The 25,284-nt window shown below is 47.1% G+C and carries 29 protein-coding genes; 2 read left to right on the plus strand and 27 right to left on the minus strand.

Annotated elements, in window-relative coordinates:
• Positions 1 to 102 precede the first annotated feature (102 nt).
• The 12 genes from B9Y93_RS07370 to B9Y93_RS07425 form a co-directional block, all read right to left on the minus strand.
• Positions 103 to 573, minus strand: coding sequence for a VOC family protein (locus B9Y93_RS07370; protein ID WP_338113912.1), 471 nt, complete (start codon positions 571 to 573; stop codon positions 103 to 105).
• 182 nt (positions 574 to 755) lie between these two features.
• Positions 756 to 1,406, minus strand: a complete 651-nt coding sequence (locus tag B9Y93_RS07375; protein WP_085493649.1) for a DUF1405 domain-containing protein — start codon at positions 1,404 to 1,406, stop codon at positions 756 to 758.
• A 100-nt stretch (positions 1,407 to 1,506) separates the two neighbouring features.
• The gene (locus B9Y93_RS07380) at positions 1,507 to 2,379 is read right to left on the minus strand and encodes a c-type cytochrome (RefSeq protein WP_085493650.1); all 873 of its coding nucleotides are present in this window, start codon (positions 2,377 to 2,379) and stop codon (positions 1,507 to 1,509) included.
• Between the two features lie 17 nt (positions 2,380 to 2,396).
• Complete coding sequence (gene qcrB / locus B9Y93_RS07385) at positions 2,397 to 3,068, minus strand: menaquinol-cytochrome c reductase cytochrome b subunit (protein WP_085493651.1); 672 nt, start codon at positions 3,066 to 3,068, stop codon at positions 2,397 to 2,399.
• Between the two features lie 16 nt (positions 3,069 to 3,084).
• The gene (locus B9Y93_RS07390; RefSeq protein WP_085493652.1) at positions 3,085 to 3,627 is read right to left on the minus strand and encodes a QcrA and Rieske domain-containing protein; all 543 of its coding nucleotides are present in this window, start codon (positions 3,625 to 3,627) and stop codon (positions 3,085 to 3,087) included.
• A 165-nt stretch (positions 3,628 to 3,792) separates the two neighbouring features.
• Positions 3,793 to 4,236 (minus strand): DUF2487 family protein, encoded by a 444-nt coding sequence (locus B9Y93_RS07395; RefSeq protein ID WP_085493653.1) that lies wholly within the window; start codon positions 4,234 to 4,236, stop codon positions 3,793 to 3,795.
• 83 nt (positions 4,237 to 4,319) lie between these two features.
• The gene (locus tag B9Y93_RS07400; protein ID WP_085493654.1) at positions 4,320 to 4,499 is read right to left on the minus strand and encodes an IDEAL domain-containing protein; all 180 of its coding nucleotides are present in this window, start codon (positions 4,497 to 4,499) and stop codon (positions 4,320 to 4,322) included.
• Between the two features lie 26 nt (positions 4,500 to 4,525).
• Positions 4,526 to 5,032: a gamma carbonic anhydrase family protein gene (locus B9Y93_RS07405; RefSeq protein ID WP_085493655.1), complete on the minus strand. Its 507-nt coding sequence runs from the start codon at positions 5,030 to 5,032 to the stop codon at positions 4,526 to 4,528.
• A 90-nt stretch (positions 5,033 to 5,122) separates the two neighbouring features.
• Positions 5,123 to 6,256, minus strand: a complete 1,134-nt coding sequence (locus B9Y93_RS07410; RefSeq protein WP_085493656.1) for a hypothetical protein — start codon at positions 6,254 to 6,256, stop codon at positions 5,123 to 5,125.
• Positions 6,257 to 6,428: 172 nt separating this feature from the next.
• Positions 6,429 to 7,016, minus strand: a complete 588-nt coding sequence (locus tag B9Y93_RS07415) for a histidine phosphatase family protein (RefSeq protein WP_085493657.1) — start codon at positions 7,014 to 7,016, stop codon at positions 6,429 to 6,431.
• 66 nt (positions 7,017 to 7,082) lie between these two features.
• The gene (locus B9Y93_RS07420) at positions 7,083 to 7,685 is read right to left on the minus strand and encodes a zf-HC2 domain-containing protein (protein ID WP_085493658.1); all 603 of its coding nucleotides are present in this window, start codon (positions 7,683 to 7,685) and stop codon (positions 7,083 to 7,085) included.
• A gap of 7 nt (positions 7,686 to 7,692) precedes the next feature.
• Positions 7,693 to 8,268, minus strand: a complete 576-nt coding sequence (locus B9Y93_RS07425; protein ID WP_085493659.1) for an RNA polymerase sigma factor — start codon at positions 8,266 to 8,268, stop codon at positions 7,693 to 7,695.
• Positions 8,269 to 9,099: 831 nt separating this feature from the next.
• On the opposite strand from B9Y93_RS07425, the gene B9Y93_RS07430 reads away from it, so the two are divergent.
• Complete coding sequence (locus tag B9Y93_RS07430) at positions 9,100 to 9,897, plus strand: DUF2935 domain-containing protein (RefSeq protein ID WP_085493660.1); 798 nt, start codon at positions 9,100 to 9,102, stop codon at positions 9,895 to 9,897.
• A 132-nt stretch (positions 9,898 to 10,029) separates the two neighbouring features.
• The gene (locus B9Y93_RS07435; RefSeq protein WP_085493661.1) at positions 10,030 to 10,326 is read left to right on the plus strand and encodes a phosphatidylinositol kinase; all 297 of its coding nucleotides are present in this window, start codon (positions 10,030 to 10,032) and stop codon (positions 10,324 to 10,326) included.
• A gap of 471 nt (positions 10,327 to 10,797) precedes the next feature.
• On the opposite strand, the gene B9Y93_RS07440 is transcribed toward B9Y93_RS07435, so the two are convergent.
• The 15 genes from B9Y93_RS07440 to hepT form a co-directional block, all read right to left on the minus strand.
• Entirely contained in the window at positions 10,798 to 11,886 is a 1,089-nt protein-coding gene (locus B9Y93_RS07440) for a prephenate dehydrogenase (protein ID WP_085493662.1), read from the minus strand.
• Positions 11,887 to 11,888: 2 nt separating this feature from the next.
• Positions 11,889 to 12,986, minus strand: coding sequence for a histidinol-phosphate transaminase (gene hisC / locus B9Y93_RS07445; protein WP_085494010.1), 1,098 nt, complete (start codon positions 12,984 to 12,986; stop codon positions 11,889 to 11,891).
• 47 nt (positions 12,987 to 13,033) lie between these two features.
• Positions 13,034 to 13,840 (minus strand): tryptophan synthase subunit alpha, encoded by an 807-nt coding sequence (gene trpA, locus B9Y93_RS07450; protein WP_085494011.1) that lies wholly within the window; start codon positions 13,838 to 13,840, stop codon positions 13,034 to 13,036.
• 2 nt (positions 13,841 to 13,842) lie between these two features.
• Complete coding sequence (gene trpB, locus B9Y93_RS07455) at positions 13,843 to 15,060, minus strand: tryptophan synthase subunit beta (RefSeq protein WP_085493663.1); 1,218 nt, start codon at positions 15,058 to 15,060, stop codon at positions 13,843 to 13,845.
• Positions 15,026 to 15,751 (minus strand): phosphoribosylanthranilate isomerase, encoded by a 726-nt coding sequence (locus tag B9Y93_RS07460; protein ID WP_176228868.1) that lies wholly within the window; start codon positions 15,749 to 15,751, stop codon positions 15,026 to 15,028. The genes trpB and B9Y93_RS07460 overlap by 35 nt, the downstream gene beginning before the upstream one ends.
• 11 nt (positions 15,752 to 15,762) lie before the next feature.
• Positions 15,763 to 16,590 carry an indole-3-glycerol phosphate synthase TrpC gene (gene trpC / locus B9Y93_RS07465; protein WP_085493665.1) on the minus strand — a complete coding sequence of 276 codons (828 nt, stop codon included), beginning with the start codon at positions 16,588 to 16,590 and terminating at the stop codon, positions 15,763 to 15,765.
• The gene (trpD, locus tag B9Y93_RS07470) at positions 16,580 to 17,620 is read right to left on the minus strand and encodes an anthranilate phosphoribosyltransferase (protein ID WP_085493666.1); all 1,041 of its coding nucleotides are present in this window, start codon (positions 17,618 to 17,620) and stop codon (positions 16,580 to 16,582) included. The genes trpC and trpD overlap by 11 nt, the downstream gene beginning before the upstream one ends.
• The gene (locus B9Y93_RS07475; protein ID WP_085493667.1) at positions 17,617 to 19,038 is read right to left on the minus strand and encodes a chorismate-binding protein; all 1,422 of its coding nucleotides are present in this window, start codon (positions 19,036 to 19,038) and stop codon (positions 17,617 to 17,619) included. Before B9Y93_RS07475 ends, trpD begins: the two co-directional genes overlap by 4 nt.
• Positions 19,039 to 19,410: 372 nt before the next feature.
• Positions 19,411 to 19,788, minus strand: coding sequence for a chorismate mutase (gene aroH, locus B9Y93_RS07480; protein WP_085494012.1), 378 nt, complete (start codon positions 19,786 to 19,788; stop codon positions 19,411 to 19,413).
• Positions 19,788 to 20,912 carry a 3-dehydroquinate synthase gene (gene aroB, locus B9Y93_RS07485; protein WP_085493668.1) on the minus strand — a complete coding sequence of 375 codons (1,125 nt, stop codon included), beginning with the start codon at positions 20,910 to 20,912 and terminating at the stop codon, positions 19,788 to 19,790. The genes aroH and aroB overlap by 1 nt, the downstream gene beginning before the upstream one ends.
• Before the next feature lie 9 nt (positions 20,913 to 20,921).
• Positions 20,922 to 22,091, minus strand: a complete 1,170-nt coding sequence (gene aroC, locus B9Y93_RS07490) for a chorismate synthase (RefSeq protein ID WP_085493669.1) — start codon at positions 22,089 to 22,091, stop codon at positions 20,922 to 20,924.
• Between the two features lie 193 nt (positions 22,092 to 22,284).
• Entirely contained in the window at positions 22,285 to 22,512 is a 228-nt protein-coding gene (locus tag B9Y93_RS07495; RefSeq protein WP_139829145.1) for a hypothetical protein, read from the minus strand.
• A gap of 114 nt (positions 22,513 to 22,626) precedes the next feature.
• Entirely contained in the window at positions 22,627 to 23,493 is an 867-nt protein-coding gene (locus B9Y93_RS07500) for a CheR family methyltransferase (RefSeq protein WP_085493671.1), read from the minus strand.
• Positions 23,494 to 23,652: 159 nt separating this feature from the next.
• On the minus strand, positions 23,653 to 24,096 hold the full coding sequence (gene ndk, locus B9Y93_RS07505) for a nucleoside-diphosphate kinase (protein WP_085493672.1): 444 nt from the start codon (positions 24,094 to 24,096) through the stop codon (positions 23,653 to 23,655).
• 208 nt (positions 24,097 to 24,304) lie between these two features.
• Complete coding sequence (gene hepT / locus B9Y93_RS07510; protein WP_085493673.1) at positions 24,305 to 25,279, minus strand: heptaprenyl diphosphate synthase component II; 975 nt, start codon at positions 25,277 to 25,279, stop codon at positions 24,305 to 24,307.
• Positions 25,280 to 25,284 lie beyond the last annotated feature (5 nt).

Genomic DNA, 25,284 nt, shown 5'->3' on the forward strand with positions numbered 1-25,284 from the left:
AGTGAGTACATCGCTGCATTCCTTTTACATATCATTGAAGTTCTCACAGCTAGCTTTGATTTCACCTATTCAACGGTATTGACTTTCATTCCTGTATCCAGCTTAGGGACGGTCCTTTTGATCGTATTCCAGCAGCTCGATCAGTATCTTCAAGTCTTGCACAGTATCCATTACTGCATATCGCCCACCATGAAATACTCCAGTCTGTTCTACAGGCATTCCCTTCGCTTCCATATCCGCTTGCTGTCCATGAATATCCTTCACCACAAATGCAATATGATGCGGACCTTCGCCCTTCTCATCCAAATGGTTTCGCCACGAGCTCGGATGATGGTCAGGCTCAATAAGCTCCAGTTGAAGTTGATCTAGATGAAAGAATGCTATCTTAGCTCGTGCATTCGTATTCGTTCCTTTATAGTTTGTTTTCGATTGCTCTGGTGCCCCTGTCCAAAACCATTCAGGCTGTTCCATTCCGAAAAAGGCTGCGTATGATGCAAGCGTCTTTTCGATATCATGAACCACGATGGCGATTTGTGCGATCATGTTTGACCCTGATGAATGTTTCATATTCATGTTCTCCTCCTTCAATACAAAACTTTATTAATAGCAGATCAATCAAGTTGAATCGAAATTCAAAACCCTATCTATCCTGCTTAACTTCGTCACAAGAAAAAAAGAAAACAACAGCAGGCTATTGAGCCAAACTGCTGTTCTACCTTTGATCTTGGTGCTTTCCTTGAAATAACAACCCTTGATTACAATGACATTTTCCTCTCCAAGCGTTCACGGTACATCCAAGCAGCCAAAGCCGCGGCAGCACTCAACCCTGTCAGCACACTTGTAAACACCGCTACTTCCCTTACATGTTCATAAAGTGGAGCAGGCAGCCAAGGGAAAATATCGTATGTATAATCCAAAATATCATTTAGCCAGGTCCACGCTGCTGCAACACCAATTGCGACAGCCCCAAATCGGAACAATCTAACAAACAAAAGTGCTTCGACTGCCATTGCCAAATGAGAAGCAACAAGCATCCAATCCTGCCAGATCAGCGATTCGCCATGATACGCGCCGGCAAAGATAATGGCACAAGCCCAAACGCCATATTTGACAGACGTTACGACAGCAAGCGCCTCGATGATGACCCGAACATAATAAAGAGGCCCCTGTGTCTTTTTATGCCCGCAAATAAGGAACAAGATCGCCAGCGTAAAAAACAAGCTAGCCGTCGGACTATCCGGCACGAAGATGATTTGCCACTTCAAATCATGCTCCCATGTATACTTCAATTGCCCCCCATACCAGTAGTACCCGTATATCGTACCTAGCAAATTGCTTATGAAGAGAGTCCACAGTACCCAACGCTGCGACAAGAATGAACGGCTCCAAAAAAATGACAAACGCAACCTTACACCTCCATAATGTCCTCCAACCTTTATGTACCATCATACCGCTCTTGTTAAAAAAAATACAGCCTGACCGATCATACGGCCAGGCTTGCATTATTTATTCTGTTGATGACTTCTGCTTGGCAAGCCATGCAGCGATGCTTGTAATCTCATCTTCGGTTACACCCGCAGCAAGTGCCTGCTCATACTGTGCTTTCATAGGACCTTCATGCAGCACTTTAAGAATATCATCTTGGGATAAGCTGTCCCCTAGGCCTCGAAGGCTAGGTCCCACACCGCCTTTGAGATCGGTGCCGTGGCAGCTTAAGCAGCCGGCTTTCTTCATCAGTTCCATCGCCGGATCGTCTTTATCCACAAGCGCAATCTCTTGATTCGGCTTCGGCTGGCCTGTAGGCTTGCCTTCCATGGCAGCCTCACGCGCCTTCTCCTCACGCTCGATATGCTCCGGAATGATATTCAGCTCTTTCAATTCGTGCTGGTATTCATTCCAAGCTGTCTTCGTCAAGAAGACCACTGCAATCAAAGATACAATCATCATGGAGCTTGCAATCGGACGGCGGTAGAAGCGGCGCTCTTTGCCAGTATCAAGGAATGGCGCCAGCATTAAAGCTCCGAAGGCGATTCCAGGAATGAGCACGGTGCCGAACACGACATAGCTTCCTGATGCATATGGATATTTCAAAAATTGATATAAGAACAAGAAGTACCAATCTGGGATAGGAATAAAGCCTGTGTTGTTTGGATCGGCTGGGTAGCCTAGAGGTGCAGGTTCTGAGATGGTCAATACTAAGAAGGCAACTAGCGCGACACATCCTACCATCCATTCTTTAAGCAAGAAGTTAGGTATGAATGCTTCAGACTTTCCCGGAAAAGCAGAATAGTCTGGCTGAAGCAGTGGGTTCACTCTTTTCTTTACACGAGAATCACCCACATAAATGACTTTCTCTTTCGGTGAATGTCCATGTGACATCTAACGCTCCTCCTCTCTTATAGCGGTCCCGAAATGCCTTGTCGGCGGATCATAATAAAGTGAGCACCTAACATGGCTAATAGTGCCGCTGGCAGGAAGAAGACGTGAATCGCGAAGAACCGGGTCAATGTCTGAGCCCCTACAATCTCACCGCCCTGCAGCAATTCCTTCACGTAAGGCCCGATATAGGGAACAGTGTCCGCAATCTCCATACCAACCTTTGTTGCAAAGTACGCTTTGTTATCCCATGGCAGCAGATAACCGGTGAAGCCAAGGCCCAGCATGATAAAGAAGATCAGCATGCCGACAACCCAGTTCATCTCACGAGGGGCCTTATAGGAACCCGTGAAAAATACGCGAAGCGTATGTAAGAACATCATAACAATAACCAAGCTTGCTCCCCAGTGATGCATCCCGCGAACGATCTGGCCAAAGGCCACCTTCGTCTGCAGATACTCTACACTGTAGTATGCATTAATAATATCCGGTACATAATACATGGTAAGGAACATGCCGGATAGAATCTGGATGACCGTAATGAAGAACGTCAGGCCGCCGAAGCAATATACGAAGGCCGAGAAGTGATGCGCAGGGTTAACGTGCTCTGGCACCTCATGGTCAGCCACGTCTCTCCACATCGGCGTAATATCAAGACGCTCGTCAATCCAGTTGTACACCGTTTTAAACATCTGTCTTTACGCCTCCTTATTGGACCCTTGTATTCGATTGCTTGCTGCCCAAATAAACAAAGCCGTCTTCGCTCACCTTGACCTTATACTCATCAAGCGGAGCACGGGCTACAGCCAACTGCTTGCCTTCTTTGGTATAGTGCGCACCATGACAAGGGCAGAAGTATTGGTCTTTGAATTTCTCATTGTTGTTCCATGATACTGTGCATCCCAAATGCTTGCATGTAGGTGACAAAGCGAGTATTCCCTTTTCATCCTTGCATATCCAAGCTGTCATTGTAGGCTTGCTCTCGTACCAGCCATCGACCTGCAAGACTTCGAAATTGAACTCCTGCGGCTCAGCAGTCAGCTTGCTTACTTCAACAACCTTGACATAATCCGAATCGGTCTTCTTCTGCAGCAACGGGTCTACTGCAAAGCGAACCATTGGCAATGCCGCTCCGCCGATCATGAAAGCGCTTGCCCCACCTAACGTGTAAGAAAGAAATTGTCGACGTGACATTTCTTTACGTGCCGTCGGTCCGTGAGGATTGTGCTCGTTCTCATGCGGTTTGCTCATCGTCTCTTACCCCCTTTACCCAACCGTTCTTGCAGCTTAGCGTGATCATTATCACATCATAACTAGGACATTCCTATAATATCCCAGCCCCTAAACACCGTCAAGAATTTACCAATTAATTTGGCAACTTTAGCCATGCACCTTCATAGAAATGTTGGTATTTTGTCACAATTGTTCACTGAATTGTGAACGATTCCACAGCTCTTCCACTTGTTTTCGGACTTGTCTCTCATCTGAAGCGCTCCCATTGCCGCTTGGCGCTAATACCAAATCAATCGCTTCACAGGATTCTCCCGGAAGCTTGTTCCAAATGCTCATTACCACAACATGCCGAAAGCCGTACTGCTTCAACTGTTTAGCCACTTCATCCAATCGTCTCCACTCAGATCGAATGTCAGATTCATTAACATAGTGATAGGCTGGGTACGTCACTGTCCTGCCCATAAACGGAACTTCGATCAAGTCAAGAAAATCTCGCAACTGCTCCAGCTTGTTTACCGCTTCAAAGGGAGCCTCATTCCCGGACATCCCTGTAACGGGTATGACGCAAGTGTCCAAGTAAGGCTTTAGCTCTTGCCATGATTGCTCTGTAATTTCACTGAATTTCATGTTGTCGCCTCCACAATTTTCCTATTGCCTTTCCCTTATTATACTTGTCCCGAAAAAAAAATGAAGAACCACTTATCGGTTCTTCATTGCAATGTTTTCAATTCATTGGTCAACATCCGGAACGCCGCTTCATCTCCGGCTGCTAATGCTTCGTCAATGGCGACGTAAATCTTGTTCGTCCGATGCTTCTTGATCGCATCGTCCCATACCATCTCAGCGGTTAAGCTCAGCATGGCTTCATACGTTTCTTTCATTTTGTCCATAGGATGCACCCTCCAAACCTTAACGATTAAGAGATCCTATATTCCTTTCCCTTCAACACATAACTATCCGTTGTACGCTTCATCCGTAGTAAATCCTCTTCTGTCAGCTCGCGAACAACACGAGCAGGTGTGCCTAAAGAAAGGGTATAGGCCGGTATCTTCGTGTTTTCGGTTACTACCGAACCTGCCCCTATTAAAGCATATTCACCGATGTCTGCCCCGTTCAGTACAATAGCCCCCATGCCGATCAATGTACCTTTGCCTATGCGGCAGCCATGTACGATAGCGCCGTGTCCCACAGACACGTGATCTTCTATGATTAGAGGCTGATTCGTATTGACATGCCCTATCACACCATCTTGAATGTTGACGCGATCGGCAATATGAATAGGTGCCAGGTCACCACGGAGTACCGCGTTAAACCATACAGTCGACTCTTGACCGATAGTAACCTCTCCGATGATCTTCGCTCCTGCTGCGATATAAGCAGAGGAAGCGATTATTGGTTTCTTTCCTTGATATGGTATAAACATCCGCAACCCTCCAGCCTCCCTGTTCCGATTATGTCGCACATGCTGCGCATAACAGAGCAGGAAAAAGTTGGTCTCATCTTAGCAAGCAGGTTACGGCTTGTCAACGACAAGCGAGATCTTCTCTTCATGTGGAACATAGATGTCCTGAATCAATGTTTGACCACGCTTCGTAATCAGCACAGAAGCTCCATATTCAGGATCTTCTCCGTAACGAAGCAATCCTAGGTGAATCATCATCTTAAGAATACGCTGTCCAAGAATGGATTCTGGCGTATCATAATAAAATGGCCTGACATATGGAACTAAGGTTTGCTGCAGCGATTCTGTCGTGGTCCATTTCTCTGTGCAGCGCTGTATCCAGTGGACAAGCGACAACAGATTCGGAATCGCGTTCTTGTAGAGCTTGAGCCAAAAGCGATACACGGGTTGAAGCGCTTCATATGCCGCACCTTGTGTAAGGCGTTCTTCTCCGGCCGCCGTTAAGTTCAGACAGCCATTGCCTTCTTCGATCCAGCCCCGATAAAAGGCATAGTCATAAATAAGAGAGAGTCGATCCGGATAGTTATGAAATCTCCTTCCATAACCAAATCTCCATTCCCCCTTGGCAATTACCGGCTCTCGAACAGCGAGCTGCTCCAGCAGCTGCTGCTGCGAACGCTTGTACATAACCCCTTCGCTGCTTAATTGGACCATCTCTTGATCGATATAGCGAAGCAAGAAGATAATATCTTCTCCTAAGCGCCCATCTTCGTCTCGGTAGGCCTCTGGACTAGGGACCACATGCAATTGCTCTTTGAATCGCTGGTGAAGAACATCTCTGAACCTAAGCTTCAAATCTGAGGGAATATGCAGCAAATACTTCGTCTGCTGCGTGCATCCATTAAACAACCAACCACTGTGCTTGAATTTAAGGATTGTATCCCTAGGGTTAAACACCTGACTCGAATTCGGGTCAGAATCAAATCGAGCTTGCTGTACACGCGCAATCAACTCTTCGATGCTGAAGAAGCCTTGCTGGTCGAACAGGAGCGAATTCAAAAAGCGTGTTTCTTCAATCGACATCTTGCTCACATGCTGCTCAAACAATTCTTTTCTGCCAAGCTCTAATAGAATCGATTGAATCAATTCATGCTTGGAGTTTATATTGCATTCGCACTCATATTGCTGAGCAATTCGTGCTAGCTGTTGAATATCCGCATAGCTCAGCATATCCGCCAAGTTCATTGTTCACCCCCACTCTACTCGATGGCGAGCCATATCATGTTGTACAGTATCCATTATTGGAATTTTCGTTTCATTTATACGAGTGGACTGGAAAACTTTTAATTATTCTATGAAAACCAAAAAAAGCGCGCCCTATAATAGGGCACGCTTCGAATGGATTGATATCTTCCATTTATGATTCTACATGTGCTGAACAGTTGAATAATAGCGGCTTCCAGCCAGCGTCGGATCGTTCGATGACGGTAAAGGACAAATTCCCGATATGACCACTGCATTCTTCGCCAAATAAGGAGATAAACAGCTGTGCAAGCCAGCTTCCATGAGATACAATCAGTACATTCTGATCCCGTGTGCGCTCGGCAATCTGCTCTAAGGCTGCCGCTGCTCGTTCTCTAAGCTCTGCATCACTCTCTTGGCCAAGCGCCTGGGAACGCCAATCCGCTCCCCACTTTTCCTCTCGTTCTGCTGCCGTGGTTCCTTCAACAACGCCAAATGCTCGTTCTAACAAGCCTTCATGAGGTTCGAGCAGCGGTAGTCCCAGCTCAGCAGCAATAATTGTTGCTGTCTCTTCCGCTCGCTTCAAGCCGCTAGAAATGACAAGATCAAAATTATAATCCTCGTCTTTAAGACGATGTGCAAGCAGCAGTGCCTGTTCCCGACCTCGATTATTCAGCGGGATGTCCGTCTGACCTTGAATGCGCCCTGCCGCGTTCCAATCTGTTAATCCATGTCGAACCAAACCAATTCGTTGATGCTTCATCTTGTTCTCCTACTGCATATAGTCTGCTCACCTTTGTCTACAAGCGCACTCTATCCTTATCGAATGCTAACTTCGGACTCGAGTCAGCCAATTGACAAGCAATAGAGTAGCAATAATGCCGATAAGCGATAGTGCGATCCAATACCCAGGTATGGTAGGTGCCACATGCAGCAAGAATGGTTCGCTTGTACCTGCTCCCGGCAGTTCAATCTGAATCGCATTCGGACTCGTCTCTCCTGCAATCGCGGTTGGAACAAGCCCTGTAGTGGGAATACTAGGAATCTCTTGATCAGCTCGAACCGCAAGCACAACGATACTGCATATAAAGATGGACACACAAAATGCAATAATGCCAGCCAGCTTATTGCGAAGCAGCGGACTCATCCGGTAGCCTCGACGCTGCACAGGCATCAGCCAGCCACTTTCGTTATAAATTCGCTCCATGACAAGCTCGGGTCGGAATGAGGAGGACACTTCCAACTCGTTCTCCTCTTCATCCTCCCAGTCAATCAGCGATTCGTCCCATTCTTCACTTGCCGCCCATATTCGGTACTGCTCCGCACAAGCTTCGCATTCCAGCAAATGTTCCTCAATCGCTAGACGTTGCGGATCGTCAGCAGGCATACCAGCATATTCCGGTAACCACTCGAGCGCTTCCGCACACTCCATCCTACCGTCATCCCTTCAATCCGGGCTCCGATACATATCCTTCCAGCTGCACCTTGATGCTAGCACGCGCTCGGAACAGCAGTGATTTCACTGAGCTTACGGTCTGTCCAAGCTGCTGCGCGATCTCTTGATAGTCCAATTGATCGTATTCTCGGAGAATGAGAGCCGATCTCTGCTTCTCTGGGAGATTGTTGATCGCTTGGCGCACAAGGTGAACCTTTTCGTTTCTAAGTAACGCATTCTCAGGCACAACTTCACTCGGCGCTTCCGGAACAATGCTGTAATCCTCATCAAGCGATACTTGAATGCTGCGCTGCTTTCTCAGCTCGCTTAGAACGGTATTCCGGGCAATCGTGTAAAGCCACGTAGAGAATGAAGCTTCCGCTTCACGGAACGTATGTAAACTTCGGAACGCCTTATAAAATGTATCTGCACATAAATCTTCAGCCAATAATTCCAGCTGGGTATTCTTCAACATGTGATGAATAAATGATAAGACCTTGCGTTGATAGCGGGTCATTAATTCCGCGTAAAGATCTATATTGCCTTCCTTAATCTCGCGAATAATATGGGAATCCGTCATGGATTGCAATCCTCCTAAGCTTTCCATTTCGTTCCCGATACGCTACCTTAACGTGTATACTTCATAAGAGGGTAAAAAGTTGCGGATCGGATTGCTTTTTATAAGGTTGAAATTCGTATAAAAAAGCATGAACCTGACAATTGATGCATAACTTTGTCAGACAATAAGGGATAATGTTATTTTATCACATGCATCTTTTCATGGACCTTAATTTTTCTTAAGAATTGGGATTGTTGGATAAACGTCCTATCCATCATACGTTGCAGACCGATGATCTAGAACGCCTATTCTGCATCATGCATTGGGTCTAACAACCGTGTAATCGAATACACGGCTGTGTTTGGCAAAAAGCAATCATACACAATAATTAACGCACCGACGAGGACATATGTTACATCCAAAATGGCTTCCATTTAACTTTTCTTCCTTACGATACCAATTCCCTATGCTACTGAATCTTCATGTTCTTTTCAATCCCTTTACCTTATGCATTTATGACAAATCAAGGACAAATGGCAATCCGATAGTGAACTGCCTTTTTAATATTGTCTAGGTTATCCTAGTATCAATGTAGAGAAAAGAACAGAGATTACTTAACAAATTAATAGGACATCTGATTGCTCAAGACCTATCCGTTTCCTATACATCTCTGATTCATAATCATCTTCTTTAGATCCAATATCACTTCTCTATCTGTTCTTTCAACATGCGACAATGGATAATCACATAAGTAACTGAGCTGCTGCTTTTTATCGGAATATGCATTCATCAGCTGGAATAACTTATACAAAGTTTTTGAATGATTGCTACTCATGCTGGAGGTGAGATGGTTTGTCCAATATTTTTGTGTCACGATCTTTAGATGAAATTCGCTTCTGGTCACGGATTATGAAGGAACACTCCCTATTTCTAAAACTCGGATTTAGATGCGAGGATACACAGCTCATTAATGAAGCAAACCAGTTTTACGCGCTGTTTGATCAACTTGAAAGGAAATCACATGACTTTACCTTAGATGCAGATCCCCAACAAATCGTACGTTTTAACACGGAAGTGCATAATGCTGCAGTACATATATGGGCATTTAAACGCAAAATATTAGGACTCGTGCTGACATGTCAAATGCCTGGTGCAAATAACTTCCCCTTGCTCATTGATCATACAAGCAGAGAAGCAAATTACTTCAGAACACGTTTGGAACAATTAAATAGCGGACAATTAGATCCTCTTCCTGATGCAATTATTAATGAAAATGTGTTCTTTCTGCGAATCATGGCTGATCATGCTAAGTTTATTGGCCACCTACTTGATCCATCGGAAAGACAGCTCGTTGAGCAAGCTCGCAACTTCAGTCACGACTTTGACCAGCTGTTATTTCAAGCAAGAGATTTAGACTCCATGCGGCCTCAATCCTTAACACAACCCTTACTTGATCAATTTTTAGATCAGAATCGTGTGTCAGTAGCCTCCCTTCGTGATTTCAAAAAAACCGCTAGAGATTTGATTGAAGCCTGCAAAATCAAAAGTATTATTCATCCTTTGCTAGCTGATCATGTATTTCGCGAAGCTGAACGCTTTCTTGAAATTATTGATTTGTTTGAGCAAAGCTTACTCCATGTACAACCGTAATCATCCAAAACATTATCGCTCCCCACACAAGGACGGTTTCCCCATCTTTGTTCATATAGACTTTCGCCGTGATCGACAAGAATTTGCAGTAATAGACTGTTGTTGTAGTTACAATACCCTGGGAGGTTGGAAATGGACCAGAACTACCTTCGACAGTTGTGTTGGTGTTGTATGAACAAATATGTTGGCATCAAAACCAACGATGGTAAATCCTACGACGGTTTTATTGCCGAAGTCGATCAAGATCATGTCATCCTTGCCGTTCCCACGGATGAGATGATGGAGCAAATGCAAGGGCAATCTGCCGAACGCGCTTCATACAGGCAATTTGGTTTTCAGCCTGGATTTTTTCCCCGCCGCCGTTTCTTTAGGCGCCGTATCCCCTTTTCAACAATAGCCGCTTTATTTCTATTGCCGTTCTTCATCTAACAAAGATCATCACTTTAGTTTAGAGCGGCATAATAAGCCGCTCTAATGGTATTCATAAAGCATAGAGTATACAAGTTTAAAGCAAATGATTAGGCATAAGCACGTTATGATAAATGCCTAAAAGAAATTAAACGATAACAAGAAGACTTGGAATTCCACTTTCCCCGTACTTACAACTTCAAATGAGGGGGTTGTACCGAGAGGCTCTACCTAATAAATCAACCTACAAAAAGTATTGAACATAACCAAAAAAAAACCGCCTACGCAATGTAGGCGGTTGCACACATCTATGTGTACAATTTGGATAGGAGTGGAGAGAAACCATACTGTACTGCTATTATAATGTATACGTTTTCAAACTGTCAATAACTTCTACTAACTTTTTTCTTCATTTTTCAAATTTTTCCGTTTCGTTCGATATTCCCCAATAAAGTGATAGAGGCTTCCCATAGGAAGCCTCCAAATACTTGCTTATACAAACACATTATAACCCATAGCAGTTAGCAGCTCATTAGATTGCTCCCAATCCTTCTCTTGACGGAAAGATAAACGAAGCACGCCTGGTACATCTTCGCGGCTCTCAATGATTTGCAAATTGCTAAGATTCAATTGATGGTTCCCTAGAAGGGTGGCAATCTTCCCGATAATACCTGGCGTATCCGGTACTTCAATGTGAAGATCATACAAGGAGTGAAGCACGCCCTTGCGGCGTTCTGGCATACGACTGCGAAAATCGCCTGATTCCTTAAATGCTTCTCGAATCCGCTCCCCATCCTCCTTCTCCAATGTCTCCATCCAGTTCTCTACAGAATGCTTCCAATCCGCAAGCAACTCCAGCACAACCTCGCGATTGTTCAGCAGGATATCCGACCAGATGACAGGATCGCTGGAGGCAATTCGCGTAATATCGCGAAAGCCGCCAGCAGCAAGATGAACATACATATCATTGTCGTCATTGTATTTCTTGACTTGATTAACAAGTGCGGATGCGACGATATGAGGCAGATGGCTGATTGCTCCTACTACTCGGTCATGCTCCACGGGATCCAATCGAATGATGTGCGCTCTCGTATATTGAAGCAGCTGAACGAGGCGCTCATACGCCTCTTCATCCACGTCATTTTCGGGTGTCAGCACATAATAAGCATTCTCAAACAGCAATGTAGAGGCCGCCTCAACGCCAGAGCGCTCCGACCCAGCCATCGGGTGTCCACCAATAAAGTGAATGCCTTCCCAAGCAAGCTCTCTTGCCTTCCTCGTTACCGACGCTTTGGTGCTTCCAACATCAGTAATTACACAACCGCGTCTAAGCGGTAAAGCACGAAGTTCTGATAATACGTTATCCAGAAGCCCTACCGGGGAGCATACAAATATTACATCCGCATCAATTACGGCCTCTTCCAGTGAGGTTGTGGCCTTGTCTACAACGCCACGCGCGACATACTTAATTGTAGATGCTTCATTTGGAGAGTATCCAACCACTGTAATGCCGGGCTTTCCCTTAAAACAAAGGGCGAGAGACCCACCAATCAGTCCCACGCCCAGAATGGCAATGTTCATGCTCATGATGTCACCTTAGTCTTCTCTAGAATTCGCTCAATCGCTGCAATGAGCCCTTCGTTCTCTTCTTTGGTCCCAACTGTCACACGCAGGTGGTTCGGATATAGTTTATGCCCGGCTCTTGTGATATAACCTTCATGCAGCAATAGCTCGAACATTTCCTTCGCTGGCATCTTCACATCGAACATAATGAAATTGCCATGTGCAGGGAAGCTCTGGATATGGAGCCGCTCGAATGCTTGTTGCAAATAAACGATGCCCTCCGCATTCTTCACCTTGCACGTTTGGACAAAGTCCTGATCCTCAATTGCTGCAATCGCAGCTGCTTGGGACATGCGTGTCGTATTAAATGGCTCGCGCACCTGATTGATAGTGTGAATCACTTCAGGGGCACCAATGCCATATCCAATACGCAGTGACGCCAACCCATAAATCTTCGAGAACGTGCGAAGCGTAATTAAGTTGTTATAGGCAGGAAGAAGCTTGAATACATCCGGGTATTCCTGATCCGTTACATATTCGCAATACGCTTCATCAAGTACAACCAAAACCTGGCTTGGAATGCGCTCCATAAAGGACACAATCTCCTGATGGCTTACGATGGTACCCGTTGGATTATTAGGATTACAAATCCATACAATCTTGGTCTTCTCGGTTACCGCTTGAAGCATGGCCTCTAGATCATGCGTGCCGTCCTTCATTGGCACTTCAATGCTGATTGCCCCTTCAATCTCCACATTATGCTTATACTGAGGGAAGGTCTGATCCGCCATAATCGTTTCATCACCTGAAACCAGATAAGCGCGGCAAATCATCAAAATGACATCATCAGAACCCGCTCCGAATATGATCTGATTCGGTTCAACCTGATAATGCTTGGCCACAGCTGAAGTAAGATCAATTGCAGCACCATCAGGATACAAATTCAACTGCTCTGCCTCAGCAAGCATCGCCTGCTTGACTTTGGATGAGGACCCATATGGATTCTCGTTCGATGCAAGCTTAATCACTTGATCAAGTCCGTATACGCGCTTCACGTCCGCGATAGACATGCCGGGCTGATATACGGGAAGATCGACTACTGAACGTTTTGGTTGCACGACAACCACCCTTTCCATATTTCCTCTAAAGGTAAGAGTTTACCAAATTATGATTTCAATTGTCGCACAAATTGTGAAATTTGCAAGACCCCATCTTGAGCTGTGCTCGGATCTTGCAGCAGCGGTATGCATTCTTCGACCTTGCGGACGATCGCACTGCCTACAATAACGCCATCACAGTGAGGTCGGAATCGCTCAACATGCTCGGGCTTGGAGATCCCAAAGCCAACGGCAATCGGCAGCGCTGTCGAGCCTCTTACTTCATCAAGGAAGCGATCCACCCGCTCGTCGAAGCTGTCTCTCATCCCTGTGACCCCTAGTGTGGATACACAATAGATAAAGCCTCTTCCCTGCTCAACAATTTTTGCTACCCGCTCCTTTGATGTTGGAGCAACAAGCGGAACAAGATGGATGCCGTGTCGATCTGCGATTACTCTAATCGGATCACTTTCTTCAATAGGAAGATCCGGAATGATCACGCCGCTAACCTCATGTGCCGCCATTGCTTCGAAGAATCGCTCTAGCCCATATTGAAGCACAGGATTAAAGTACGTAAACAAAACATAAGGAATCTGAGCGCCCGCAAGGCGTGCTTGTTTAGCAAGCTTCATTCCGTCTTCAACGGTAATCTGATGCTTCAACGCTCGTCCTGAAGCTCGCTCGATAACCGGACCATCGGCTAGCGGATCAGAATAGGGTATGCCGAGCTCTATCAGATCTGCGCCCGCCTTTTCCAGCTCCAAGAGCAGTTCAAGGGTAATCTCCTTAGATGGATCGCCTACTGTGATAAAAGGAATCATCGCTGTTTCTCCGCGCTCACGAAGAGATGCAAACGTTGTATCAATACGATTCACGCTCATTGCTGCTCCACTCCTTCCAGTGCTTGCATAATGGTACCTACATCTTTATCTCCTCTGCCGGATAAGCATACGACAATAATATTCTCCGGATCCAGCTCAGGCGCTACCTTCACGCAGTGAGCCAGTGCATGAGAAGATTCAAGCGCCGGCAGTATGCCCTCTGTGCGGCAGAGCAGTTGGAGAGCTTCAAGAGCTTCCGCATCCGTAACAGACACATATTCTGCTCGCTTCACATCCTTCAAGTGCGAATGCTCAGGCCCAACCCCAGGATAATCCAATCCAGCTGAGATGGAATGAGCAGGTTGAACTTGCCCGTATTCATCCTGCAGCAGATAGCTAAGGGAACCTTGGAATACACCTGGTCTGCCCAAGGTCATCGTTGCCGCATGCTCTTTTGTATCGATGCCTCTGCCAGCCGCCTCAGCCCCGATTAAACGCACCTCTTCATCAAGTATGAACGGGTAGAACATGCCCATCGAGTTGCTGCCACCGCCTACTGCAGCGATACAGACATCTGGAAGACGGCCTTCCGCCTCCAAGATTTGCTTTCTCGTTTCGTCTCCTATAATGCGCTGGAAATCGCGGACAATCATCGGATATGGATGAGGTCCTACGACAGAGCCCAAAATGTAAAAGGTATCTTCAACATTTGCAACCCAGTAGCGAAGCGTCTCATTGCCTGCATCCTTTAAAGTACGCGTACCTGACGTTACTGGAACTACTTCTGCTCCAAGCAGACGCATGCGAAATACATTGAGTTCCTGGCGCTTCATATCTTCTTCGCCCATAAACACCTTGCACTCCATGCCGAGCAATGCTGCAACCGTCGCTGAGGCCACGCCATGCTGACCCGCGCCTGTCTCTGCGATAATTTTGGTTTTGCCCATCCGTTTGGCCAACAATGCTTGGCCAATCGTGTTGTTGATCTTATGAGCACCCGTATGGTTAAGATCTTCGCGCTTCAAGTATATCTTTGCTCCACCAAGCTGTTTGCTTAGTCTTTCAGCATAATAGAGTGCTGTTGGCCGTCCTGAATAATGTTTGAGCAGATGAATAAGCTCTGCTTGGAACTCTGGGTCAGCCGTATGCTTCTTATAGGCCTCCTCAAGCTCCATGAGCGCGTTCATGAGTGTCTCTGGAACGAATCGTCCTCCAAAGGAGCCGTAGCGTCCTGCTGTATCAGGATATGGATAAGTTAGTACTGGATTGGTCATGGCTTCTCACCCTTTCGATGAATTGTTTCACTTTTTCGATATCTTTTACGCCTTTGGTCTCTACACCGCTTGATACATCTACTCCATCCACAGGATATTGAAGCAATGAAGCAACGTTGTCAGCGGTCAATCCGCCAGCAGCATAAAGTGGCACATCCATTTCTCTTATCTGCTCTGCTATTAGGGGAATCAGCTCCCAGCGGAAGGACTTGCCGCTTCCCCCTCCATGCACGGGGTCATGCGTATCCAGCAAAAGACCGCTTATTGCATGTTTGATGTGATTTACTTTTGCCAAGGCTCCAGCTTGCAGCTTCTCGCTAATAGCCCCATCTGACGATAGATGTTCCACTGATTGTGCAATGGGTACCGTTACCCAAATATCCACGCCGTAGCGTTCTCTTACAGTAGGAATCCAAGTGACGTCCTCCGGTAGATGAAATTGCACAGCATGAAGCGGCACCTGCTTCAACACATCACTGAGTTCCTGCTCACTCGTGCACCCAAATACGCCGACATATTGTACGGATGAGCCGCAGGGCTCTGCTTGAAGACTTTCAATAATACGAGCCGCTCCTAGCGGATCAATCTGACGTTTGCTTTTCGTAAATACAAAGCCCATATAATCTGGTTTTAATACCGCCACTTGGCTCGCAATGCCAGTTGTAGTGATTCCGCAAATCTTCACCTTCATTGCTCGATCCCTCATTTATCGCTGGTTGCAATCGTTGTCGCTTCATTCACCTTCAGGCCGCCCATAAGGTCAAGGACGCCTTCTGTAACATTTGGCTGTCTCATAAAATGTTCTCCGATCAATACCGCATCGACACCCTCCTCAGCAAGCCGTGTCATATGGGAAGGAAGATGAATTCCACTTTCACTAACCGTTACAACCTTGCGAGTAATGTTGGACAGCAGTCGATACGTCTGCTCAATATCGGTCTCGAATGTTTTTAGATTGCGATTGTTAATCCCGAGCAGTTCAACACCATCCAGCTGCTGTACACGATCAAGCTCCTCTTCATCATGAACCTCGATTAACACTTCCATTCCTGTGCTTGATGCCAAGTGAATGAATTGCTGCAGCTCTCGATCAGTCAGAATAGCCGCGATCAGCAGCACTGCATCTGCCCCGATTAATCTGGCTTCAATAATCTGCTCTTCGCTGATGATGAACTCCTTGCGAAGCAGCGGAAGGTTAACGGCATGCCTAACTTGCTTGAAAATGTCCACGCCGCCTTGAAAATATTGAACATCGGTTAGTACAGACAAAGCGTCGGCTCCAGCTTGCTCATAGCATTGGGCTATGCTTATCGGATCAAAATCTGTCCGGATTAGCCCCTTGGAGGGCGAGGCCTTCTTCACTTCTGCAATCAGCCCGACCTCACGATGCTTCTCACTTGTCAATGCAGCTTTGAAGCTCGTGCAGGGCGGAAGCTTTGCGATGATCTCTTCCGCTTCCTTCCGATCAAACACGCTTCGCAGCTGGCGTACCTCTTCTTGCTTCGTCTTCACTATGCGATCAAGAAACATGGCTAAGTCCCCCTGACGTTTCAATCCATTGCTCCAGCTTGCTTTGTGCCTTGCCTGAGTCGATCGCATCCGCGGCTATTCGCACGCCCTCTCGAATGCTGTCAGCTTGCCCAGCTACATAGATACAAGCTGCTGTGTTGGCGAGTACAATGTCTCGAATCGCTCCGCGCTCACCTTGAAGCACACGATGCATCAGCGAGGCATTCAAGGTAGCGTCACCTCCCAGCACTTCCGTCAGCGGCTGCGTTCGAAGCCCAATATCCTCCGGAGTCAACTCATAGGTCGTAACTTCACCATGCCGCAGCTCGCTTACTCGCGTGGGTGCGGACAAGCTGATCTCATCAAGCCCATCCTCGCTAGATACAACCATCGCCCGCTTCAATCCCAACTCCCTTAATACAGCAGCAACCGTCTCCGTGCGAGAGTGGTCATAGATGCCAAGAAGCTGCCGATCCGCTCCCGCAGGATTCGTTAATGGTCCCAGCATATTAAAAATTGTGCGAACACCGAGCTCTCTTCTCGGTGCGGCCGCATGCTTCATCGCAGGATGGTACACCTGCGCGAACATAAAGCAGATTCCGATCTCATCCAAGCATTTCGCCGCCTGCTCGCTCGTAAGGTGAATGTTGACGCCAAGCGCCTCAAGCACATCGGCGCTTCCTGCTTTACTCGATGCTGAGCGGTTGCCGTGCTTGGCAACGCGAACCGATACCGAGGAGGCGATAATCGCAGATAATGTAGAGATATTAAACTTGTGAATGCCAGACCCTCCTGTGCCGCACGTATCGAGCAATTGTTCTCGATTGGTCTGAACCAGATTGCATTTGCTTCTCATCGCTTCGGCAAACCCTGTGATTTCTTCTACCGTTTCACGGTTTAAGCGAAGCGCTGCTAAAATAGCCCCGATCTGGGCGGACGTTGCATGGCCATCCATAATGTCTTCCATCACTTGCCGTGCTTCTGCTCTCGCTAAGTGTTCTCCCATCACGACGCGCGAGAGCGCTTCTCGAATACGTGTATCTTGATTCATCCCAAGATCCCCCTCTCCATATTGTCCATAGGTGATTCCAGCACCATAAAATAATCTTGATTGACTTGAGAGAATCGTTGGAGTGGGAAACTTCTTGGCGCATGAACACAACTCTCTTTTGCCTTCATTCCAAACATCTGCTCAGCAGTGTGTACGATGTGAAGCAGCGATCTTGCAGCATCCATCAACTGCTGGGCTTTCGCTTCCGGGGCATCGTCAGTGTTTATTTGCAGACCAGCTTGAACATATGCCTTGCCATATTTGAACACGATATTGTTCTGAACGGTACAAAAGTCTGGCTTATTGCTAAAGCTTATATAACCAACAGCTCCTCCATACATTCCTCTAGCATGATGCTCAAGCTGTGAGATCATATTCAGCGCAGCTGCCTTAGGATTGCCAATCGCCTCTTCACTCGGAAAATGGGTGGACAAATCAGCGATAAAGTCCTTTTTCTGGTCTGTCTTGGCGTATCCTGTGGCCCCATGCAAGCCTGCAGCATCAGAACTAGGCTTCATGAAGGAGGCTTCGGAAGAACCCATAATCGTCTCATCTGCCAGCTTCAATAGATACATATAGGCGGATGGTTTGGATCTACGCAGCATTCGATAGGCATCTAACGGATGCACTTTAGTGGAGCATTCCAAGCGCTGCGAGACCACAACCTTGGTTATCTCGCCTTGAGCAATGCTCTCTTGCGCTTGTTTGATCTTTACGGTTAGTGCTGCTTGTGTATTATCCTGATCGTCAATAGATGCGCCCTGTTGCCGTTCCAATCGGTGTATCGAGCGTTTCTGCTTCAAGTGGTTCATTCCAGCGATGATGGTTCGTTCCAATTGAAGAAGCCGCTTGCTCGCAGCTTCATAGCTTGCTTGAAGCTCTTCGTCAGTGACACCTTCAGGAAGATGAATATTCACGATCATTCGCATCTCTTGATGCAGATGATCGAACACAATCAATTGATCACAAAACATGAGCTGAAGATCGCTAATATTCAGATCATCCAGGGTGTGTCTTGGCGAGCTTGCCAATTGCTGAACCAGATCGTATCCCAAATACCCTGCCACTCCCGCGGTTAAAGGCGGCAGCTCTGGCAGCGCAGGACTGCGATATGCCTGCAGCAGCTGACGCAGGGCGCTGGTTAGATCCTCATCCAGAGTCTGCTGCTGATCTCCTTCTTGTAGAAATAGCACCCCATTCTTCCCCCTTAGGATAAGGAATGGAGCCATGCCGATGTAAGAATATCTGCCCCACGTTGTTCCGTTCTCAGCGCTCTCCAGCAAAAATGCATAGCGTTCCTGCTTGAAGCACTGATACACGCGAATCGGAGTTTCCATATCTGCGAGCATCACACGTGAGATGGGAATCACGTTGTATTCTTTTGCTAGTTCCATCACTTGCTCCATTGACGGATACATGATCTTCACTCCTTCTCTCTCAACCGTCTGGTGAGAAAAATGAAGCAGAGGGTAATAAAAAAAGCCTCTACCAAAGTAGAGGCTTCATTTCACACGATATGAGTAGATCGCAATAGCAAGCAGAAAGTAGGTATGATTCAAATAAGAGATTCGTATTCAAATGAATACAGCTATCCCGCGAATCGGCTTCTGCTGCCTGCGTAATTATTCCGTTAACTCAACTCTGCTCTACTCAACTCATCTAAAACTCTGCTCAACTCTGCTAATGCCACTATACACCATATCAAGTTTGATCGTCAATCCGCAATTTGAATGAATCCAAAGCCTCATTATCCACGCAAGACGAAGCAGGGCTGAAGCTGTATTATGCGATTAAACCGTCTTCCGATTGACCAGATCAGGCCTTAGCTTCGCGGCTTCATTCAAATAGACATGTTGAATGTCGGCTTGACCTTTTGTTGTATTCACATGAAGCATAATGCGTACGCACAGCGGCAGACTGCCGGGAACCGGCATTTCAACCGAACACATAATCGGTACAAGCTCCCATCCTGGAAGGGAACGAACGGCCACTGCCGGGAAGACCGCATCAATATCCTCTGTTACGGTAATCCATATGCTGGCGATGAATTCAGGCTCAATGCCATTTTGCTCTACAATTTGATGCAAGAGCTCTGTTGTCGCTTGGAGAATCTCTTCACGATCATTAGCTGTGACCGTTGTAGCTCCACGTACTCCTCTAACAAGCATCATCCTCGTGCTCCTCCTTTCAGCTCGTCTACGATCTCACGCACGAGTGCGACCGGCACATCGCGCCGTATCTCAACCTTCCCTATTGCTGTAGGAACTACGAAGACCATCTCGCCCTCGCTAAATTTTTTGTCATGCATCATGGCTGACATGATATCCTCTGTATCGTAGGAAGCTGGTATCTGGGTAGGAAGTCCAAAGGCTTCGATCATCCGACGCGTGTACGGGAGGATATCCGCTGCTTCGCCTAGCCGTTCTGCCAGCATCGCTGAACCGATCATGCCAATCGATATCGCTTCGCCATGCAGCAGCTCGCCGTATTGCCCTACGGCTTCTAATGCATGACCTATCGTATGTCCGAGATTAAGAATGGCGCGCAGATCCTGCTCCCGCTCATCCTTGGATACAACCTGAGCTTTCACCGCGCAACCAGCATAAAGGCCATATTGAAGCACTTCTTCCCGAAGAGACAGCAGTTCATCTGCATGCTCAAGACACCAATCTGCAAAGCGCTGATCCCAGATCAGTCCATGCTTAAGCATCTCCGCAAGGCCTGCTCTCACCTCCCGCAATGGGAGGGTTAAGAGCGTGCTTGTATCATAGACGACCATCTCGGGTTGATAGAAGGCGCCAATAATATTTTTGGCAAGCGGATGGTTGACCGCAACCTTGCCGCCAACACTGCTGTCATGAGCCAGTATCGTGGTCGGTACCTGAATAAAGCGCACACCTCTCATATACGAAGCCGCGACAAAGCCAGCTAAATCCCCGACAACGCCCCCGCCAAGCGCAACAACCGCAGATTTGCGATCTAGTCCTGCTTCTAGCGCTGTCGTTATGCAAGCCTCCAGATGAGAAAGCGACTTGGAGCTCTCTCCTGCTGGCACAACATGCACAGCAACACGATATCCAGCAGCTTCAAGCGATTGTTTGGCTGTGCTAAGATGCAGTGCTTCTACATGTGTATCCGTAATGATCATCATCGGACTTTTCGTGGACAGCTGCTTGCTAAGACAAAGCTCCCCAAGACGTTCAACCAGCTTGGAGCCAATCCAGATCGGATAGCTTCGGTCTCCAAGCTCTACGCGCAGCTCCGCTGCTTGCAATTGCTCATTTATATGCATAGCGCTCACCTAGTATTGAGAGATTTGTTCAAGGTAGTGATTTAGGTTAGCTTGAATTTCTTCCATGGAATCGCCGCCAAACTTCTCAAGAAAGGCTCTGGCCACTTCCCAGGCAACAACGTGCTCCATGACAACACTTGCTGCAGGCACGGCGCACGCATCCGATCTCTCTACTTGAGCTGTAAAGGCCTCACGCGTATCAATGTCTACGCTGCGGAGCGGCTTGTACAGCGTCGGTATAGGCTTCATCACACCGCGAACCACGATCGGCATGCCATTGGTTGTGCCTCCCTCGAAGCCGCCAAGGCGATTCGAGGCGCGAGTATAACCCGTTCCTTCATTATACTCAATCTCATCATGCACTTGAGAGCCGCGGAGCTTGCCTGCTTCAAAGCCAATGCCGATCTCCACCCCTTTAAAGGCATTAATCGACATCACCGCTTGTGCAATCCGTCCATCCAGTTTACGGTCATATTGTACATAAGTGCCCAAACCAACGGGCACGCCTTCAATGATGCACTCCACGATTCCGCCGATAGAGTCTCCTTCTGCTTTGATCTGATCAATATAAGCTTCCATGCGAGCTTCCGTGTCCTTATCGACAACCCGAACGGAGGATGCTTCGGTACGTTCAATCAGCTCATCAATGCCAAGCTGATGCGGTGGAGCCTCGATCTCGCCGATGCGAATCACTTGGCCAGCAACCTTAATGCCAAACGCCTGCAAAAACTGTCTCGCGATCGCACCGACAGCAACGCGGGCAGCAGTCTCACGAGCGCTCGAACGCTCAAGAACATTGCGCAGATCCTTCAAATTATACTTCAGACCGCCGTTAAGGTCGGCATGTCCTGGACGCGGGCGATGAACTCGGCGCTTCTCCTCATCCGTCCCTTCCATTGGCTCTACGTTCATAATCTTCGTCCAATGTGTCCAGTCATTATTCTCGACGACAAGCGCAATCGGCGCTCCCGTTGTGCGACCGTGGCGTACACCGCCTACAATTTGCGCTGTATCCTTTTCAATTTGCATGCGCCGTCCGCGTCCGTAGCCTTTTTGGCGGCGGTGCAATTGGAAATTCAATTCTTCAAAGTCAATGGTCAAGTTGCTTGGCATGCCTTCGATAATGGCAGTCAATTGAGGACCATGTGTCTCTCCAGCTGTTAAGTATCGCAAACTCACAGTAACTCCCCCTATTACTTTGCCGCTGTAAATGGCTAAATTTCCAAAACTCTTTTGCTCATTATAGTATAGCAGTTAACGTTTGACAAGAAAGCAAAAACACGCCGCCATCGCATGCAATGATGCTTTGGGACGTGTTTTATCATGAAGTAGCACGATAAAGAACGAAGTTCTGAGCTAGAACGAGCGTTTGTTAATTGTCAAAGCGGCCTCTCGCAGACACGATGAACTCATGCTCTGACTGGACCGAGGACAAAAGTTTTGCATAAGACCACTCGTACTGCTGTCTAAACTCGCGATCATATCTCCACTCCTCTACACAGCGCTCCATCGGACATAGTTCAAGCCCCAAAATCTGTGCACATTCCTGAAGAGACAGAAGCCCTTTTCGATACGCTGAGATGACTTTTGCCTTATCCAAGCTGATTACCTCCGTTGATGTCAACTCATCGGTCGTCCTAAGGCTCCCCCTCCTTTTTCAAGAACGAATCCCGATACCCCTAGTATTCGTCTTTCGCTAGATTCTATACTCCCCTTACTTCTTCCGATAGAAAAAAGTCTCCAGAGATTCTAGGTTGTACTGGGAGGGATTGAAGATTTGCTCGGTGCTGCCTACAAACAGCACACCTCCTGGCCTCAGCGCCTGCGAGAATCGCATATATAATTCCTGCTTCGCTTCTTCCGTGAAGTATATCATCACATTTCTGCAAATAATCAGGTCATGCTGTGTATCAAAAGCATCCGTAAGCAGATTGTGCTTGCGGAATTGAATGCCTCGCTTCAGCTGATCTTGTATGCGAAGCATCTCCCCTGATTGGGATGCATAGCGAGTCTTGAACGGAGGAGGAACATCCTTGAAGGAACGCTCCAAGTAAAGTCCCTCCTTCGCTCTTGCCAGTACATTATCATCAATATCTGTAGCGATAATCGTAGATTGCGTTAACAGCCCAGCGTCATCTAGAATCATCGCAAGACTATAAGGCTCCTCGCCCGTAGAGCAGGCTGCACTCCAGCACTTTAACCGTTTAGAGTCCTTGAGAAGCTCTGGAATGATCTGATCCTTAAGCGTATGCCAGCGGCTCGGATTTCTCCAGAATTCGGACACATTTATCGTCATTCGATCGAGAAATTCGTGGTAAATCTGAACGTCCTTATTCATCGCATCTGCAAACGCTGCGAAGGTCTCGAAGCCAAGCTTCATGCGTAACGTGTTCAAGCGTCTGCGCATTTGCGCTTCCTTGTATTGCGCTAGATCAATACCGCTTTTTTTCTTAATGCGCTCAATAAAGGCAACGTAATCTCTTGTCTCTTCTTCTGTATACGTGATAATGCCAGAAGGAAGCTCCGTCGGCAGTTCGAGTGCCGGCTTAGGCCTTCTATCTTTTTCTTGTCGATCCAACATGGTTTCTCCTCACCTTCAATCCACGATCCTAACTAAAATAGCTTACTATATATATCGAAAAAAACACGGTCGAATGTTACATCCGCCGTGTTCATTCCTTATGCGTTATATCATGAAAGCTCTTACAAATGTCAAGGTGTTGAACAAACAGCCCTCAGCTTACAGCCAAGGCTCAATGGAACGATCAAAGCGAACCAATTCCTGTTCAATAAACATATTGCCAATCTCACGCTCCGCACTTTCCACAGAGTCCGAGCCATGCACAAGGTTAAAATTCGTATGTGATGCAAAGTCTCCACGGATGGTGCCAGGTACAGCGTCTGTTACCTTTGTCTTGCCAATAACAGTACGTGACAGCGTGATGACATCATCACCTTCCCATACCATCGCAAATACAGGTCCTGACGTAATAAAATCCACCAATTCACCAAAGAATGGCTTTTCCTTGTGTTCAGCGTAGTGAAACTCAGCCTGTTCACGAGAAACGAGCATGAATTTACCGCCAATCAGCTTTAGACCTTTTCGCTCAAAGCGAGTTACAATTTCACCGATAAGACCGCGCTGCACGCCGTCTGGCTTTACCATGATGAATGTGCGTTCCATACGTTCACTCCTTGATAAGATGGTTATGTCCTATAACACAAGCATTATACCAAATTTTTCATGTTCGTACACGCAAAAGTTTGACGCTCAGAAAAGAAAATGAACTCAGCATCAGATGAGTTCATCCTTCTCACTCGATAAATTGGCGATTCATCGACCTTGTCTAAGAGGTTATCTTGGCCAAGTGGCCTTGTGCAATGAACGATGGTCAATGAGAACGATTCGCAATAAAATGTGCAATGTCCTTTAGGCTTTTCTTCGCACGCTGGTTAGGCAGCGCCTTCAAGGCTTCGAGCGCCTTGTCCAGATATCGATTCGCCAGTTCCTCTGCTGTGCGAATGCCTTGGCTTCCACGAATAAGCTCCAGCGCTTCTGTCACATCAGTTTCGCCATTTCGCTCCCGAATATGATGAATGTGAGCAAGGAGTGGTTCGCGAAGCTTCGGCTCCTGTAGAGCATACAGAACAGGAAGCGTAATATTCCCCTGCTTAATATCATTGCCAGGCGGCTTGCCTAATTGAGCCTCTGTTCCTATGAGATCCAGAACATCGTCTCGAATTTGGAAGGTCATTCCGACATTGTAGCCATATCGATACAGAGCTTGGCTGACCTTGGCACTCGCGCCCGCTGCTAATGCGCCAAGCTGACAGCTGATCGCAATCAGAAGCGCAGTCTTTCTGCGAATGCGAAGCAAATACTGACGAACCGATTGCTCCGTGTTGAAGAAATCCCGAATCTGCTCCATCTCGCCTAAGCACATCTGCACCATGGCTTTAGACAGGATTTGATGGATGGACGGATTCTTAAGCTCCGTTATGAGCATCAAAGCTTTCCCATAAATGTAATCGCCGGTATACATCGCAATGCGATTGTCCCATTTCGACTTTACCGTCAAGTTGCCTCGCCGTGTATTGGCATCATCGATGACATCATCATGTACGAGCGAAGCCATATGAATAAGTTCCAATGGGACCGCAACCCGCTTAAGTTGTTCCAAATCGTATGTACCGAATTTGCCAGCAAGCAAGACGAATACAGGCCGTATCCGCTTGCCTCCTGACTTTAAAAGATGCAGGGAAGTCTCGTTCAACAGTTCATGATCAGAAACAATCGTTCTCTCCAACTCACGCTCAATAAACGAGACATCCGATTTCATTGTTGCGTAAATGTCCCACAGTTTCATGCTTT

The organism is Paenibacillus aquistagni (assembly GCF_900177815.1).
Classification (GTDB): domain Bacteria; phylum Bacillota; class Bacilli; order Paenibacillales; family Paenibacillaceae; genus Paenibacillus_B; species Paenibacillus_B aquistagni.

Coding starts and splice junctions, on each gene's coding strand:
- B9Y93_RS07500 (WP_085493671.1), bottom strand. CDS start 23,493: ATGTTGGATCGACAAGAAAAAGATAGAAGGCCTAAGCCGGCACTCGAA.
- B9Y93_RS07415 (WP_085493657.1), bottom strand. CDS start 7,016: ATGAAGCATCAACGAATTGGTTTGGTTCGACATGGATTAACAGATTGG.
- ndk (WP_085493672.1), bottom strand. CDS start 24,096: ATGGAACGCACATTCATCATGGTAAAGCCAGACGGCGTGCAGCGCGGT.
- B9Y93_RS07405 (WP_085493655.1), bottom strand. CDS start 5,032: ATGTTTATACCATATCAAGGAAAGAAACCAATAATCGCTTCCTCTGCT.
- B9Y93_RS07420 (WP_085493658.1), bottom strand. CDS start 7,685: ATGGAGTGTGCGGAAGCGCTCGAGTGGTTACCGGAATATGCTGGTATG.
- B9Y93_RS07435 (WP_085493661.1), top strand. CDS start 10,030: ATGGACCAGAACTACCTTCGACAGTTGTGTTGGTGTTGTATGAACAAA.
- B9Y93_RS07370 (WP_338113912.1), bottom strand. CDS start 573: ATGAATATGAAACATTCATCAGGGTCAAACATGATCGCACAAATCGCC.
- B9Y93_RS07410 (WP_085493656.1), bottom strand. CDS start 6,256: ATGAACTTGGCGGATATGCTGAGCTATGCGGATATTCAACAGCTAGCA.
- trpB (WP_085493663.1), bottom strand. CDS start 15,060: ATGACCAATCCAGTACTAACTTATCCATATCCTGATACAGCAGGACGC.
- B9Y93_RS07400 (WP_085493654.1), bottom strand. CDS start 4,499: ATGGACAAAATGAAAGAAACGTATGAAGCCATGCTGAGCTTAACCGCT.
- B9Y93_RS07460 (WP_176228868.1), bottom strand. CDS start 15,751: ATGAAGGTGAAGATTTGCGGAATCACTACAACTGGCATTGCGAGCCAA.
- B9Y93_RS07475 (WP_085493667.1), bottom strand. CDS start 19,038: ATGTATCCGTCAATGGAGCAAGTGATGGAACTAGCAAAAGAATACAAC.
- hepT (WP_085493673.1), bottom strand. CDS start 25,279: ATGAAACTGTGGGACATTTACGCAACAATGAAATCGGATGTCTCGTTT.
- B9Y93_RS07440 (WP_085493662.1), bottom strand. CDS start 11,886: ATGAACATTGCCATTCTGGGCGTGGGACTGATTGGTGGGTCTCTCGCC.
- aroB (WP_085493668.1), bottom strand. CDS start 20,912: ATGCATATAAATGAGCAATTGCAAGCAGCGGAGCTGCGCGTAGAGCTT.
- B9Y93_RS07390 (WP_085493652.1), bottom strand. CDS start 3,627: ATGAGCAAACCGCATGAGAACGAGCACAATCCTCACGGACCGACGGCA.
- B9Y93_RS07395 (WP_085493653.1), bottom strand. CDS start 4,236: ATGAAATTCAGTGAAATTACAGAGCAATCATGGCAAGAGCTAAAGCCT.
- qcrB (WP_085493651.1), bottom strand. CDS start 3,068: ATGTTTAAAACGGTGTACAACTGGATTGACGAGCGTCTTGATATTACG.
- B9Y93_RS07425 (WP_085493659.1), bottom strand. CDS start 8,268: ATGACGGATTCCCATATTATTCGCGAGATTAAGGAAGGCAATATAGAT.
- trpD (WP_085493666.1), bottom strand. CDS start 17,620: ATGAATCAAGATACACGTATTCGAGAAGCGCTCTCGCGCGTCGTGATG.
- B9Y93_RS07380 (WP_085493650.1), bottom strand. CDS start 2,379: ATGTCACATGGACATTCACCGAAAGAGAAAGTCATTTATGTGGGTGAT.
- aroH (WP_085494012.1), bottom strand. CDS start 19,788: ATGCTTGTTAGAGGAGTACGTGGAGCTACAACGGTCACAGCTAATGAT.
- trpC (WP_085493665.1), bottom strand. CDS start 16,590: ATGTTTCTTGATCGCATAGTGAAGACGAAGCAAGAAGAGGTACGCCAG.